This window comes from Exiguobacterium sp. s145 (assembly GCF_018618835.1).
Taxonomy (GTDB): Bacteria; Bacillota; Bacilli; order Exiguobacteriales; family Exiguobacteriaceae; genus Exiguobacterium_A; species Exiguobacterium_A artemiae.
The window spans coordinates 100,794-116,388 of the sequence record NZ_JACSMV010000003.1 but is presented as its reverse complement, the minus strand read 5'-3'; the positions used below and the strand labels follow the sequence as shown (position 1 = coordinate 116,388).

Genomic DNA, 15,595 nt, shown 5'->3' with positions numbered 1-15,595 from the left:
TTACTGGAGGAATGTTTCATGAAGATCTTATTTATCGGAGATGTCGTCGGGGCACCAGGACGTCATATCTTACAGCAATTCACGGCACGTATTAAATCGAAATATAATCCGACGGTCATGCTCGTCAACGGCGAGAATGCCGCACATGGCCGGGGAATCACGAAATCCATCTACCATCAATTGCTTGAACTCGGATTCCACGGCGTGACGATGGGGAATCATACGTTTGACAACCGGGATATCTTTGATTGGATCGACGATGCGGACCGGATCGTCCGCCCGGCGAACTATCCGGAAGGAACACCCGGCCGCGGCATGATGGTGTTAAAAGTCGGCAACAAAAAAATTGCCGTCATCAACGTGCAAGGGACCGTCTTCCTGCCGCCGCTCGGCGATCCGTTCCGGACAGTCGATGAGCTGATTGCGGAAGTCGAAGGGGAAGTCGATGCGATTTTCGTTGACGTCCACGCAGAAGCGACGAGTGAAAAAATCGCGATGGGTTACCACTTGGCAGGACGTGTCCAAGCAGTCGTCGGAACGCATACCCACGTCCAGACAGCGGACGAACGGATTCTTGAAGGCGGAACGGCTTACATCACCGACGTCGGCATGACAGGACCGCTCGACGGTGTTCTCGGTATGCGTAAAGAAGATGTGTTACGAAAATTTAAAACACAGCTCCCAACCCGGTTTGAAGTTGCTGAAGGACGGGAACAATTAAATGGAGTCTTGATTCATATTAATGATGTATCAAAAAAAGCAACGAAGATTGAACGCATCCATTTGACGGATCAATCGATTTTCTTTGATTGAGCTTTGATTTTTGATTGGGAGGTACATGCATGGACGTCCTGAAAGTATCAGCTAAATCGAATCCGAATGCGGTCGCAGGAGCGCTCGCAGGTGTACTTCGAGAGAAAGGTTCTGTCGAGATTCAGGCAATCGGAGCAGGTGCTCTCAATCAATCCGTTAAAGCGGTGGCAATCGCAAGAGGGTTTGTCGCACCGGCAGGCATGGATTTGATCTGTATTCCGGCATTTACCGACATCATGATTGATGGCGAGGAACGGACGGCAATCAAATTAATCATTGAACCACGATGATGCATCATTGGACATAGGTCCTACGTTAAAGCAGACCATTTACTCGTTGGAGTAGATGGTCTTTTTTTTATGTCGGACAGCCGGAAAAAATCAATGGATTCGCCAGAGGAGCATTGTACAAGTATCGGGAAATCGGTATCATGGGGGAGGATAGTGAAGCAGACAGCTTCAATCATTTCAGGGGATAAAAGGAGCGAACGTCGATGTACAATCAATTGTCATGGAAAGTAGGCGGTCAGCAGGGGGAAGGGATCGAGTCGACGGGTGAGATCTTTGCCATTGCCTTGAACCGTCTTGGTTATTACTTATATGGATACCGTCATTTTTCTTCACGCATCAAGGGAGGACATACGAACAACAAAATCCGTGTCGCGACACACGAAGTCCGGACCGTCGCCGATGATCTTGATATTCTGGTCGCCTTTGATCAGGAAACCATCGATGTCAACTTCCATGAGTTGCGTCAAGGCGCCATCATCATCGCCGACGCGAAGTTCAATCCGACGAATCCGGATCAGACACGTGCTGCTTTGTATCCGATTCCCTTTACGGAAATTGCGTCCGGACTTGGCACATCGCTGATGAAGAACATGGTCGCCATCGGAGCATCGAGCGCCATTCTCGGGATTGCACCGGAACGGTTCCAGGCGGTCGTGGAACAAATTTTTGGTCGAAAAGGACCGGAGATGGTCGAAAAGAACTTATCGGCAATCCGTGAAGGCGCCGCGGCATTTGAGGCGATGGCCGGAACAGCGGAACGCTTTATCCTCGATCCGGCAGACGGACAGCAACGGATGTTCATGATCGGCAACGATGCGATTGCGCTTGGTGCAGTGGCAGGCGGAGCCCGTCTGATGGCCGCCTATCCGATTACGCCGTCGTCGGAAATCATGGAGTACTTAATTAAAAAATTACCGCAGTTCGGCGGAACCGTCGTTCAGACGGAAGATGAACTTGCCGCGGTGACAATGGCCATCGGTGCCAACTATGCCGGCGTCCGGTCCCTGACCGCGTCAGCCGGACCGGGATTGTCTCTCATGGCAGAGGCGATCGGCTTGTCCGGGATGACGGAAACGCCGCTTGTCATCATCGATACGCAACGCGGCGGACCATCGACCGGACTGCCGACGAAACAGGAACAGTCCGACTTGATGGCGATGATTTACAGCACACATGGTGAGATCCCGAAAGTCGTCCTCGCGCCGTCGACGGTCGAAGAAGCTTTTTATGATGCAGCCGAAGCGTTCAACATCGCGGAAGAATACCAGTGTCCAGTGATTTTATTGACGGACTTGATGTTGTCGCTCGGAAAACAGTCTGTCGAACCGCTTGATGTCAACCGTGTGGAAATCCGTCGCGGGAAACTGATGCTCGACGAATTGCCGGAGCTTGAAGGTAAATCGTATTTCAAACGGTATGAAGTGACGGAAGACGGAATCAGTCCACGAGTCGTCCCCGGTACGAAACACGGGATCCATCACGTGACGGGCGTCGAACATAACGAAGAAGGCCGTCCGTCGGAAGCGACGAAAAACCGGGTCGACCAAATGACGAAACGTCTGCGGAAGCTCGGTCAATTCCGGATGAAGGATGCCGTCCTCGTCACGGAACAGCATGCGACACCGGATATCCTGTTTGTCGGTTTTAATTCGACACGCGGAACGATTGAAGAAGTGATGCCGCGTCTCGAAGAACAGGGCATTCATGTCGATCATCTCCACATCCGCCAGATGCATCCGTTTCCGAGTGAACTGGTCCGTCCGCACCTCGAGCGGGCAAAGCAGGTTGTCGTCGTCGAATACAATGCGACGGGCCAACTCGCGAAACTGATTCAGATGAACTGCGGTTTTGCAGAAAAAATTGAACACATTTTAAAATTCAACGGCGATCCGTTCTATCCGGCGGAAGTAGTGGAACAAGTCGTTGCAGGAGGGATTTTCCATGGCAACCTTTAAAGATTTCAGAAACGATGTCAAACCGAACTGGTGTCCGGGCTGCGGCGACTTTTCGATTCAGGCGGCCATTCAGCGTGCCGTCGCAAACGTCGGGCTAGAGCCTGAAGAACTGGCGTTGATTTCCGGCATCGGCTGTTCGGGACGAATTTCCGGTTATATCAACACGTACGGCTTCCACGGCGTTCATGGCCGGTCGTTACCGATCGCTCAAGGCGTCAAGATGGCAAACCGTGAATTGACGGTCATCGCGTCCGGCGGTGACGGAGATGGTTTTGCCATCGGGATGGGGCATACGATTCACGCCTTCAAACGAAATGTGGATATGACGTACATCGTCATGGACAATCAAATTTACGGGCTAACGAAAGGGCAGACATCACCGACGTCGGCACTTGGTTTTAAGACGAAGTCGACGCCGAAAGGATCGATTGAAAAAAGTGTTTCACCGGTCGAACTGGCCTTGACGGCAGGCGCGACCTTCGTCGCCCAAAGTTTTTCGAACGACTTAAAAGGCTTGACGAGTCTGATTGAACAGGCGACGCAACATAAAGGATTTGCCTTCATCAACGTTTTCAGTCCGTGTGTGACGTTTAATAAAGTCAACACGTACGACTGGTTCAAGCAGAATCTGACGAAACTCGATGATCTTGAAGACTATGACGCGACGGATCTTGATGTGGCGAAACGCGTCGTCCATGAACACAACGGTCTCGTCATGGGTCTGATTTATCAGGATGATTCACGTCCGGATTATCAGTCACAAATCGACGGATATGCGGAGAATGGACTAACTTTTGCCGATCTTGAGATGAATGAAGAAACATTTGGTAAACTTGCGGCTGAATTCATGTAAACTAGAAGTGAAAGATTGTTTGGTTATTTGGGGATGCTCAATACTTGGTCTGGACCGATTAGAGAAAGAGGCAAAGACCACGAAGGAGTCGGGGAATGATGACAAAACTAGTGACAGCTGTAGAAGATACGACAAAAGTAAAAACGATGCGCGCACTCGTCAAGGAAGAACGGGGATTTGGCGCTGTCTTGAAAGAAGTCGCAGTTCCTTCACCAAAACGTGGTGAAGTCTTGATTCGCGTGGAAGCGACTTCCATCTGCGGGACGGATGTCCACATTTACGAATGGGACGCGTGGGCAGCATCACGCGTGAATCCGCCGTATGTTTTCGGACATGAGTTTTCCGGTGAAGTCGTGGAACTGGGAGAAGGGACGAAACGTCTGAAACTCGGGGACCGTGTCTCAGCGGAAACACATATCGTCTGTCATCAATGCAAACAGTGTCTGCGGGGGCAGTATCACATTTGTAAAAACACAAAAATCATCGGCGTCGATACACAAGGCTGTTTCGCCGAGTACGTCGTCATGCCGGAAGAAAATCTCTGGGTCAATCCGGAGGATATGCCAGCCGCCATCGCATCGATTCAAGAGCCGATGGGCAATGCCGTTCACACGGTTCTTGCGAGTGACGTCAGCGCTAAAACGGTCGCCATCGTCGGTTGCGGTCCAATCGGTCTGATGGCTGTCTCGGTCGCAAAAGCGGCAGGAGCTGCGGAAGTCATTGCGATTGATGTCAATCCGTACCGGTTGGAGCTTGCGAAAACGATGGGCGCAGATGTCGTCATCGATTCGCGTCATGAAGATGTCCTCGAACGGGTCCGGATGATGACGGACGGAGACGGTATTGATGTCGTCTGCGAAATGAGCGGTCATCCGGTCGCGATCGGTCAAGCATTTGAGATGGTGACAGCAGGAGGAGACGTTAACATCTTGAGCCTGCCGGTCAAACCGGTTGAAATCGATTTGACGAACCATGTCGTCTTCAAAGGAGTCCGCGTTCAGGGGATTACCGGGCGGAAGATGTATGAGACATGGAGTCAGGTATCCGCTTTCCTGTCGAGCGGAAAAGTCGATGTCAAACCGTTGATTACACACACATTGCCACTCGAACGGTTTGAAGAAGGATTCGAATTGATGCGACAAGGGAAATGTGGAAAGGTCGTACTACAACCAAGGGGGACGAATTAATGGGATTTGAACATTTACGGACAGAATTAGAAGAGATGAAACAAGCGGGAACGTTCCGCGAACTCGTTGCACTCGAAAGTGCCCAGCACAACCGGGTAACTGTCGACGGGAAAGAATTGATTCAATTGTCGTCAAACAACTATCTCGGACTCGCGGCGCACCCGCGGCTCGCGAAGCGGGCAGCGGACGCTGCTCTTGAATTCGGTGCCGGAACAGGATCGGTCCGGACGATTGCTGGAACACTCGAAATGCACCAAGCATTCGAACGTGAACTGGCGACCTTTAAGCATACAGAAGCGGCACTTGTCTTTCAATCAGGATTCGCGACAAACCTCGGTGTGTTGTCAGCCTTGCTTGGACCGGAAGACGTCGTCATTTCTGACGCCTTGAACCATGCGTCCATCATCGACGGAATCCGTCTGACGAAAGCGAAACGCCGGATCTATAACCACGTCGATCTTGCGGATTTGGAAGCAGCACTGCAGGAAACACAGGACGCACGGACACGTCTCGTCGTGACGGATGGTGTCTTCTCAATGGACGGTAATATCGCGCCACTCCCAGAAATCGTTGAACTGGCTGAAAAATATGATGCCCTCGTCATGGTCGATGATGCCCATGCATCGGGTGTTCTCGGAAAAAGTGGCCGCGGAACTGTTAATCACTTCGGTCTCGACGGACGGGTCGCGTTGCAAGTCGGGACACTCTCAAAAGCGATCGGTGTTCTAGGAGGGTACGTCGCGTGTGAACAACACGTCAAAGACTATCTGATCCATAAAGGCCGTCCGTTCTTGTTCTCGACGTCGCATCCACCGGCAGTCGTCGAAGCGAACCGGGAAGCGCTTCGTGTCATGGAAGAAGAAACAGAACTGTTTGACCGTCTCTGGGAAAACACGGAATTCTTTAAACACGGATTACGAGAATTCGGCTTTAATATCGGCACGTCGACGACGCCGATCACACCGGTCATCGTCGGCGACGAAGCATTATGCCATCAGCTGTCAGACCGTCTGCGTCAACACGGTGTCTTTGCACAAGGGATTGCCTTCCCGACGGTCGCAAAAGGTAAAGCACGTGTCCGGACAATCGTCACGGCCGAACATACACGGGAAGACTTGGAGCAAGCGCTCGAAGCGTTTAAACAAGTCGGTCAAGAGCTGGAATTGATTTAAAAGGTACGAAAACATAGAAGGGACGGCACATCACTACGATGCGCCGTCCCTTTTTGGTGTTCCTCATGCTTGATTTCAATAAATAGCAATCGGTCCGTATGGTCCGTCAATAATCTCGAGATCGGTCTCAAAAATATCGGAGAGCGTGTTTGCGACCATGATTTCCTGTACCGTACCGAATGCAGCAATCTGTCCATGTTTCATCGCACAAATATGGTCGGCATATTTCGCCGCAAAGTTGATGTCGTGTAAGACGGTAATGATCGTTCTTCCAAGCTCATCCGCGACATGACGCAGATATCCCATCATCTGGACGGACCGGGCGATATCGAGATTGTTGAGCGGTTCATCAAGCAACACGTAGTCCGTCTCCTGACACAAGACCATCGCGACATAAGCCCGTTGACGCTGTCCGCCTGACAGTTCGTCGAGGTAACGGTTCTCAAGTGGTGTCAGGTCAAGAAAGTCGATGTATTTTGACGTGATGTTCTCATCTTCCAGTGTCATTCGCCCTTGCGAGTAGGGGAACCGGCCAAATCCGACCAGTTGGCGAACCGTCAGCCGGGTCACGAAATGATTTTCCTGACGAAGAATCGTCATGATTTTTGCTAAATCCTTTGACTTCGTGCTTGAGACATCGAATCCTGCGACTTGAATCTGTCCTTCATCAAGTTGCAACAGACGACCGATCATCATCAGTGTCGTCGATTTACCGGCGCCGTTCGGTCCGATCAGTGCGGTCAGACCCGCTTTCGGAATCTCTAACTCAAGCGGACCGATCTGGACATGATCCGTATACGTTTTTTTGACTTGCGTTAATTTAATCATAAGGACCTCTTTCGTAATAACACCGTTAAGAAAATCAGACCGCCAAACAGTTCGATGATGACGGAGACGACGCTCGGTGCATTGAAAATATGATACATAAAGAAATAAGCACTCGTCAGAACGAGAAAACCAATCGAAAAGGCCATCGGCAAGACGTACTTATGGTCATACGTGGAAGCGACCTGATAACTGAGTGTGGCAACAAGAAAACCGAAAAACGTCAGTGGTCCGATCAGTGCCGTCGACATCGACATGAGCAGGGAAATAAGGATGAGGATGTAGAGGACGCTTCGGCGGTGATTGATGCCGAACGAGGTCGCGACGTCCTTTCCGAGGGCGATGATATTCAGACGGTTCGCCGACAGGAACAACAAGACACTGACAATCAGGACAACCGGAATCACGATTGGAAAATAGGCAGGATCGGCATTCGTGACTGAACCGAACAATCGGGCCTGCAAAATATCGAACTCGGACGGATCGAGCATCCGCCGCATGAAGCTGGCAAGAGAATTCAGTCCGGTGCCAAGGATGATACCGACGAGCAACAGGAGTTGTAAATCGGCATATTTTCCGGATAACAGCCATCCGTAAAGCAATAGACTCATCACGAGCATGAGACCGACTTGTGTCAAAAAGGCTTTCGTTCCGGAAAAACCGATCAGAGCCCCTGCACCAAAGAAAAAGATCATCGACGTTTGAATCGTTGAGTACAGCGCATCGAATCCAAGCAGGGACGGCGTGATGATCCGGTTATTCGTGACCGAATGAAAGGCGACGGTGGCGAGACTTTGGCAGAGTGCGGCAATCGCCATCGTCGTGACGGCTGTGATTCGGCGTTCGACGACCGGCCAAAAGGACGGTGACTGAACGGGTACCGGATTGTTGTAGAGCAGTAGACCAAGGGAACAGAGCAGTCCACCGAACAGAAACAGGGACAACAAGATCCAGTAGCGGCGTGCATGTCGTTTGGACGGGAAGGCAGAAGTGTTCCGGTCACTTGTATGAGCGGTTGTTCGTTCACTTCGGTAGGATTTTGGTTTTCTGTGCATGACGGTATTCATCGGATACCTCCTCTTGTTCGTTGCCGCAACAGGATGAGAATGAAGACTGCTGCTCCGACTGTTCCAAGGATCAGTGAGACCGGCAGTTCAAAGGGGCGGATCAACGTCCGCGAAACCAAATCACTGATGAGAACCGTCCCCATCCCGATGACGCAGACCCATGGCAAGTTACTGCGCAAGTCATCTCCGCGCATCATCGAGACAAGGTTCGGCACGATCAGACCGAGAAACGATAAATTTCCGATGACCGTCGCAACGATGCCGACGGACAAGGCAATCAGACCTGTTGCCATCATCATCAAACGATTGTAATGAACGCCGAGACTGGTCGCGATATCTTCACCGAGACCAACCAACGTTAAACGATTGGCGAGAAAAAAGATACAAAACGTGACCCCGACAATTATCCATAAGTATTCATAGCGACCGATCTGGACGGATGAAAACGATCCGACGAACCAGCCTTCCAGTGCCTGACTCGCCCGGAAGTATAAACCTAAGAAGGTGGAAATGGCCGAGATGACAGCGCCGAGCATCAGTCCGATGATCGGTACGATCAGCGAAGACCGAAGCTTGACCGAACGCAGGAACCAAAAGAACACCATCGTTCCGATAAAGGCAAACACAATGGCACCGGTCATCCGCATCATCAGTGTCGGTGCCGGAACAAGCAGATAAACGGTCAATAGTCCAAGTCCCGCCCATTCAATCGTACCGGTCGTCGTCGGTTCGACGAGCCGGTTCTGTGTAATCAGCTGCATGACGAGTCCCGCCATCGCCATCGCTGCACCTGTCAGCATCAGGGCGATTGTTCGCGGAACACGTGTAATCCAAAACATAGAAAAGTCATTCGCCGTGTTGTTGAGTTCATAGACTCCGGTCAACAGGGAAGTAACGGCAAGCAGACCGATGATCAGGAGAGCGATGATGAACGGCGGCGTCCAAACGACAGAAAAGGAAGGTCGGGCACTCGGCTCAACACTTCCATTCACTTGTTGCGGCTTGACCTGCTCCATTTACTTCACAAACGCTTTCGATACGCTTTGGAAAAATTCCGAATAGGTCTGGATCGATTCGTTTAAGTACATATCTTTAGGCGTATAGACGATCCGCTGTTCTTTGACGGCTGTTGTCTGTTGAAGCGCCGGTGCACGATCGATGACATCTTCCGCCGGAACAGCATCTTTGGCGTTTCCGAGAGGAGCGTCACGGTCTAAGACAAGTAACCGGTCCGGATTGCTTTGAGCGATGGCTTCGACGGACACCTCGTCTCCTTGATCGTTACCTGATTTTTGTTTGACTTCCAGGGCCGGTTTCCAGCCGAATATGTCATACATCGGTCCGAAGACCCGACCGCTCATCGGTGCGGAGAAACCGATATCGCCGCCCGAGACGATGACGGACATGACGCTGTCTGTTCCGTTATATGATTTTTTCACGTCCTGAATCGATTGTTCAAACGTCGTGACGAGTTGGTCGGCTTCTTTTTCCTTGGCAAAAATCTGTCCGAGCGTGTGTGTCGTATCCTCGAGCCCTTTGACTAGCAATTCACCGGGCGTACCGGATTGTTCCGGCAGTTCGATGTCGAGATCGATGACTGCGGCTTCCGGGACCAGTTTTTTAATATCATCGTAATAATCCGCAAAGCGTTGACCGACGATGACGACATCCGGATCAACTCCGGCAATTGCTTCAAGGTTCGGTTCGAAGTGCATTCCGACGTCGACGATATCCTTGTCCTTGGCGTAAGGTGATTCCGCCGGCAACAGTCCGACCGGAGCAGCCGCGAGTTTGACCTCCCAGTCAGCGAGTGTTTCAAATGTCCGGTTATCGAGTGCCACGACTTTCTTTGGTTTTACGGGTACCTTGACCGTACCGTGTGCGTCTGTAATGTCGATCGTTTTCGTGGCGGATTTCTTGCTGTCCGTCGTAGTCGTTTCGTTCGCTGTGCCGCACGCGGCGAGTAGGACGGCGAGTGAACTGATCACCATCGATGTTTTTACTGTGCCCATTCTCATTCATCTCCTTTTGATTTGGACAATGCCTCCCATCAATTCCGTGAATATGTAGGTGGATTAATTCCTCACAGAATTATTGATAATGATTATCATTGTCATCTTCAAACTGAATGATAGCAGACAAAAATTGGAGATGCAATGACAATTTCCATTTACCGGAGTTGTCGATTTTTTATTTCTATAAACTATATAAAAATAAAAAATGAAACGGTTACTCGAAAGTCATATGTTGCAGGAGCAGCCGATCACTTACTGATAACCGGCGAAAGACTTGCTATAATGGCGAAAACAATCGAATTAAATTATTCGCTGGAACCTGATCGATTTTTTATCAACCGATGGAATCAACAAATGTTTTTCTGGAAAAGTAGAAAGCACGGAATGAAAAAAGGATTTTTTGTCCTGCCTGATAAAACGATCCGTGCTTGTGGTCTGTTACATTTTGTTGGACAATCCTATTTTGAAGCATGAGGACTGACGAGTTAGGGAAAAGAAACAAGAACCGATAAAAGAGAGAAAGGGCGTGTGACAGTTTGATCAGCAAACAAAAAAAACTCATTGTGCTGTCGTTCGCCTTGATGGCGATGGTACTTGGGGGCTGTATCCGGATCCAGTACGATGCGACGGTCCATACCGACAAAAGCGTGACCTTAAAAACGACATATGCCGCAAAAGAGCACCCGGTGGCGCGACTACTTAACTTGAATCCGGACTGGAGTAAGTATGCCAAGCAGGCGGAGAAAAACGGTTATGCGGCAGAAACGTTTAAGACGCAGGATGATTATGAAGGCATCCGGATGGAAAAGAAATTTGCAAAATTCGAAGACTTGGCGACGATTAAAGATGAATGGAAAACGGGTATCGGCGGTATTCTGATTCCGCCGGATACGACGTATGAAGTAAAACAGGAAAAAGGATTTTGGTTTAATACGTATCGGTTAGACACGAACATTGATTTAAGTATCGATCGTTTGAATATTAAAGGGTATCAGCCGACCGGACAGGTCAAAAAATTAGCCGATCGTTATCTCCGGCAGGCGGATATCGAAATCAACCTGCATGGACCGAAAGTGATCGGTCTGCAAAACGGGGAAAAAATCGACTGGGCGAATCATAACAATGTCTCGTGGAAACTGTACGGGACGAAGGCCAACCAATTACAACTGATTGCCTATGTTCCGAATCCGATCGGCTGGATCATTACCGGTGTCGTTCTGTTGATTGGTTTCTGTCTGCTCGTGTTCTGGATTGTGCATCACGTCCGCAAATTACGGCGCAAACAATTGCAGACGATTGGTATTTCAACCCTTGTCTGTCTGCTTGTCGGTGGGAGTGCCTGGTGGTTCTTTGCCGACGAGACATCGAGTGCCCCACCGCCGACGAAACAGATTGTCACGCCACAAGTCGGTGAAATCACACCGACTTTCATGGTCCATGGTTTGTTTGGAACCGAGCGGACGTTTCTGCCGATGATTGATAATTTTACGAAAAAGAAGCTGGCGGATGACGGCGGCAGATGTGACGTCTCACGGAAGGGAAAAGTGCTGTGTGACGTCAAACCGTCCACGACCGGCTATCCGCTTGTCCGGATCGTTTTTGAAGATGACGAAGCCAGTCTTGCCAATCAACAAAAATGGCTCAGTGCAGCGATCGAACAGTATGACCGGAAACAACAGGCGACGTTCACCGATATCCAACTGGTCGGTCACAGTATGGGCGGAGTCGATGTCGTCGCCTATACGCTGAAAGAAGACATCCCGTATCATGTCCGAAAACTCGTGACACTTGATGCGCCGATCAGCGGTTCTGATTATGCGACGCTCGGGCTGACGCTTGCTCCGTTCGGAACGAATACAAACAGTCCGGCGATCCAGGATTTAGCCGAAAATTCAGCGGCGATGAAAAATCTGAAAGACCGGCTCGACACTTGGCCGCGTGATGTACTCGTCTATTCCTTTGGCGCGAAGGGCGGAGACTTCAATTTGATTCCGCTTAAAAGTTCGTTTGCACTCGATGCGTATACGGATAATATCCAAATGAAATCTTATAAATATGATCACTTTACGATTCATCGCCGCGAACCGGTGTTTAAGGAAGTCCGGAATTTCTTGTTTAAAGAAAATCTGGTGACAGAAACAGAGGAGGAATCGTCATGAAACGGATTGCCATCATCGGGGGCGGGATAGCCGGAGTCACCGCAGCCGCCTTACTTGCTCGACACGGACATGACGTCACCTTGTGCGAGGGGAGTCGCGAATGGGGCGGATCGGCGGGGAAGTTTACCCGGAAAGATTTCACTTACCCGGTCGGTGCAACGCTCGGAATGGGTTTTGAGTCGGGCGGCATTCATGAACGGGTGTTGCGGCACCTGCAAATCGACCAGCCTGTTGAACTGCTCGATACCGTCATGACCATTAAACTTCCGGGACACGACATCCTCTATTACCGCGACCGTACACGGTTCATTCGTCATCTGAAGGAACAGTTCCGCAATCAGGCAGACGCGATTCAAGACTTTTTTGACGAAGTGGACCGGATTCAGCGGCACGTCCGACCGTTGATGCAGGCCTTACCGGCATTGCCGCTCAAGACATGGGACGATGCCCGGATGGTCGTCAAAGAAACGAAAGCAAGTCTGCCTCTGTTGCCTTATCTGACACGGACGATAGGTGACATGCTTCGGAAACATCAGTTGGACGGGACGATTTTTGCCCAATTGATTGACGGGATTTTACTAGACAGCATGCAGACGGGCAAGGAAGCATCGGCATTGCTTGGAGCCGTGGCGTTATCGATTTATCATGACGGCGCCTATTATGTTCCGGGTGGATTGTATCAGGTCGCCAAACGTCTGAAAGCGTCTGCTGAAGCAGACGGGGCAACCGTGTTACTGGGTCGGAAAATCACCTCGGTGCGGAAAACGGCAGACGGCTTTTTGCTGGAAGACCGGCGGGGGCGACTCCTGCTTGCGGACGCCGTCATCGGTGCTCTGCCGCTCGAAGCAGTGCAACAACTCGTCAGTCCGTCCTTAAGACCGGTTCTCCGTCGGACATACAAGCGGCAAGCCGGTTTGTCGCAGTGGGCGACATTCACCTACTATGCAGCGATTCCCGAGGCAATCATTCAAGACGATCAGGCATTTCGGCAAATCCACGATCCGATGTTGCCGTCCGGCCATGCGTTCATCTCGTTATCTCGACCGGGAGATCTCAACCGGGCACCAATCGGATGTCGGACATTGACGATGTCCTGTCATATTCCGATCGGCCGGTTCGCACGCGACGACCGTGCGCAATATGACCGGCAAGTTAAAGCCATGCAGGAAACGTTCGAAACGATTTTAGAAGGCGAATTTCCGGGTTTCAAAGATCAAGCGATCGAACGCCATCCCGGCGGACCGGGTGCCTGGGTCCGCTATACGTCACGTCCGGACGGCGGTGTCGGCGGCTATCCGCAGTTACCGTCGACCAGTCTGTTTCGGGCAGCCTCATTTCGGACGGGGCTGCCGGGACTTTATATCATCGGTGACACCGTATTTCCGGGTGCCGGGACAATCGGGGCGACGACATCGGCGATTCATGTCGCCCGTGAGTTTGGTGTGAAGATTTAAGCATGAATTTGGTAAATCATGAAAGAAGCGGCCGAATGGTCGCTTTTTTTAGAGAACAGGATTATGATTGAGGCGAGACGGGAAGTACATAATCATGAGAGAAAAAAGAGAGAGAAGGAGTGAACGAGATTGAATCAGTTTGAGGACAAGTGTCAACATTTCATTCAAGAACGTCGTCCGGAAGTCGGTCCGTTGATTTTTACAAACGCCCGCACCTTCATTAATGCCCGGGGATTAAGTGTCTATGAGCGTATTTACCAAGGGAAAGAGGAAGTCCGATTGGCGTTCGTCGAACAGACAGCCGGCCACCAAATCGTGTCATTGATGGAAAATACGTTCGGAAACGGACTCGTCTACTTTGTATCGACAGCGACTGCGACATGGGACGGCGAAAATTTCGGTGAATTTACGTTTTAACTACATAATGAGTCCCAGTCCGGTTGAGGCTGGGACTCTTTCATGTCGAAACTTGTATCCGTTTCAAAACGTATACGAAGTATGACAAAAAAACGCAGCGAGAAGGAGGAACCATCTTGCAACAACAACTAAAACCCAAATCATCGACGCGGCGTCTTGCGACCGTGTCCCTGATTTTTATGGCAGTCGGCTTTATCGCCTCGTTGCCGTTTAAAGAAAACAACTGGGTGTTCTGGCTGCAAAGCGGCTTTGAAGCAGGTCTCGTCGGCGGAATTGCGGACTGGTTCGCCATCACGGCGTTATTCCGCCATCCGCTCGGACTGAAAATTCCCCATACGAACCTGTTGCCGAAAAACCGGGAACGCGTTATCGAGTCGATCGTCCAGATGCTCGAGAAAGATTTGCTCAATAAAGAAAGTATCGTCGAAAAGTTGCGGCATATGACACTCGCCGACCGTTTCATCAAATTATTGCGTTCGATTGTCCTGTTGCCGGCATTTCGTTCGACGGTGACGGAACTGCTGACGGGTACTTTACACAAACTGCCGAAAGAGGCGATTCTGAAAGTCGTCGATGACCGGATTTCCGATACGGTCAAAGCGTATCCGTCGAAACGGTTGGCAGAACGGCTGATGGGATTAAACGAGGAACGGCGGCTCGATGAGCTGGCAATCGATCAATTGCTCGGATACGGACAACGCCTGCTCGAAGATCCTGTTATTCGGGATCAAATCGGTCGTTTGGCGTATCACGCGATGATTGATCAGGAAAAAAACACCTTTTTACGGGTGACGGCGAAGACAGTACAAAAAGTCTACTCGGAAGAACGGTTGAGCCTTGTCATTCAATCGGTCCTGCTGAGTGTAATTGAAGATATGAAGCAGGTGCATCACCCGAACCGTCTGGCGATTCTTGATCATGTACGCCGGAATTTGGCACAATTGACGCAAGATGAAGAGCGGCTTGCAAAAATTGATCAATGGAAAGCAACAGAAGTTGATCGTTTTGATTTGCAACCGGTCTTGAACCGGGCCTACACGGCAGGAATCGAGGAACTGAAGACGTATCTCGCATCCGACTCTTTCTGGGAAAACCGTGCTTTACCGTTGATGAACCAAGCGCTGAACGAGTGGGATCAGCATCCGACGTTCAAAGAAGAAAGTGACCGCTGGATGAAAGATCAGCTCGTCCGATTCGTGGATCAAAACCATCAAAAAATCGGCGGTTTGGTCCGGGAAAACTTAAACCGTTTTGATACAGAGACATTGATTCATATGATTGAAGATAAAGTCGGGAATGATTTGCAATGGATTCGTGTCAACGGTGCGATCTGCGGCTTTTTCATCGGTCTGATTCTCGGTGGAATCAAACTATTCATTGGCTGAAGG

At 50.4% G+C, this 15,595-nt stretch carries 15 protein-coding genes; 11 read left to right on the top strand and 4 right to left on the bottom strand.

From position 1 onward, the window contains the following. The first annotated feature begins 18 nt into the window (after window positions 1-18). From KNQ07_RS05585 to KNQ07_RS05560, 6 genes are all read left to right on the top strand, one after another. The gene (locus tag KNQ07_RS05585; RefSeq protein WP_188005295.1) at window positions 19-813 is read left to right on the top strand and encodes a TIGR00282 family metallophosphoesterase; all 795 of its coding nucleotides are present in this window, start codon (window positions 19-21) and stop codon (window positions 811-813) included. A gap of 29 nt (window positions 814-842) precedes the next feature. After that, window positions 843-1,103, top strand: coding sequence for a stage V sporulation protein S (locus KNQ07_RS05580; protein ID WP_012369932.1), 261 nt, complete (start codon window positions 843-845; stop codon window positions 1,101-1,103). Window positions 1,104-1,306: 203 nt separating this feature from the next. Continuing rightward, window positions 1,307-3,058, top strand: a complete 1,752-nt coding sequence (locus KNQ07_RS05575; protein WP_012369933.1) for a 2-oxoacid:acceptor oxidoreductase subunit alpha — start codon at window positions 1,307-1,309, stop codon at window positions 3,056-3,058. Continuing rightward, a complete protein-coding gene (locus KNQ07_RS05570) occupies window positions 3,045-3,911 on the top strand; it encodes a 2-oxoacid:ferredoxin oxidoreductase subunit beta (protein ID WP_012369934.1) in 867 nt (288 codons plus the stop codon). Before KNQ07_RS05575 ends, KNQ07_RS05570 begins: the two co-directional genes overlap by 14 nt. Before the next feature lie 95 nt (window positions 3,912-4,006). Next, entirely contained in the window at window positions 4,007-5,098 is a 1,092-nt protein-coding gene (tdh, locus tag KNQ07_RS05565) for an L-threonine 3-dehydrogenase (RefSeq protein WP_214765306.1), read from the top strand. Further along, a complete protein-coding gene (locus tag KNQ07_RS05560; protein WP_214765304.1) occupies window positions 5,098-6,270 on the top strand; it encodes a glycine C-acetyltransferase in 1,173 nt (390 codons plus the stop codon). Before tdh ends, KNQ07_RS05560 begins: the two co-directional genes overlap by 1 nt. A gap of 75 nt (window positions 6,271-6,345) precedes the next feature. On the opposite strand, the gene KNQ07_RS05555 is transcribed toward KNQ07_RS05560, so the two are convergent. From KNQ07_RS05555 to KNQ07_RS05540, 4 genes are read right to left on the bottom strand one after another with little or no spacing between them, the layout of a single operon-like run. Next, the gene (locus tag KNQ07_RS05555; protein WP_214765302.1) at window positions 6,346-7,098 is read right to left on the bottom strand and encodes an iron ABC transporter ATP-binding protein; all 753 of its coding nucleotides are present in this window, start codon (window positions 7,096-7,098) and stop codon (window positions 6,346-6,348) included. Next, entirely contained in the window at window positions 7,095-8,150 is a 1,056-nt protein-coding gene (locus KNQ07_RS05550; protein ID WP_376778096.1) for an iron chelate uptake ABC transporter family permease subunit, read from the bottom strand. Before KNQ07_RS05550 ends, KNQ07_RS05555 begins: the two co-directional genes overlap by 4 nt. A gap of 8 nt (window positions 8,151-8,158) precedes the next feature. Further along, the gene (locus KNQ07_RS05545; protein WP_214765298.1) at window positions 8,159-9,178 is read right to left on the bottom strand and encodes an ABC transporter permease; all 1,020 of its coding nucleotides are present in this window, start codon (window positions 9,176-9,178) and stop codon (window positions 8,159-8,161) included. Further along, on the bottom strand, window positions 9,179-10,174 hold the full coding sequence (locus KNQ07_RS05540; RefSeq protein WP_214765296.1) for a siderophore ABC transporter substrate-binding protein: 996 nt from the start codon (window positions 10,172-10,174) through the stop codon (window positions 9,179-9,181). Window positions 10,175-10,318: 144 nt separating this feature from the next. Here KNQ07_RS05540 and KNQ07_RS05535 point away from each other — a divergent pair, with 144 nt between their 5' ends. The 5 genes from KNQ07_RS05535 to KNQ07_RS05515 all read left to right on the top strand — a co-directional run bounded on the left by KNQ07_RS05535 (window position 10,319) and on the right by KNQ07_RS05515 (window position 15,592). Beyond that, complete coding sequence (locus KNQ07_RS05535) at window positions 10,319-10,651, top strand: hypothetical protein (protein ID WP_214765294.1); 333 nt, start codon at window positions 10,319-10,321, stop codon at window positions 10,649-10,651. A 62-nt stretch (window positions 10,652-10,713) separates the two neighbouring features. Next, window positions 10,714-12,336, top strand: a complete 1,623-nt coding sequence (locus KNQ07_RS05530) for a DUF3153 domain-containing protein (protein WP_214765292.1) — start codon at window positions 10,714-10,716, stop codon at window positions 12,334-12,336. Further along, the gene (locus KNQ07_RS05525; protein WP_214765290.1) at window positions 12,333-13,790 is read left to right on the top strand and encodes a phytoene desaturase family protein; all 1,458 of its coding nucleotides are present in this window, start codon (window positions 12,333-12,335) and stop codon (window positions 13,788-13,790) included. Before KNQ07_RS05530 ends, KNQ07_RS05525 begins: the two co-directional genes overlap by 4 nt. Window positions 13,791-13,919: 129 nt before the next feature. Beyond that, a complete protein-coding gene (locus tag KNQ07_RS05520) occupies window positions 13,920-14,207 on the top strand; it encodes a hypothetical protein (protein ID WP_012369943.1) in 288 nt (95 codons plus the stop codon). Between the two features lie 116 nt (window positions 14,208-14,323). Then, a complete protein-coding gene (locus tag KNQ07_RS05515; RefSeq protein ID WP_214765288.1) occupies window positions 14,324-15,592 on the top strand; it encodes a DUF445 domain-containing protein in 1,269 nt (422 codons plus the stop codon). The last annotated feature ends 3 nt before the right edge of the window (window positions 15,593-15,595 follow it).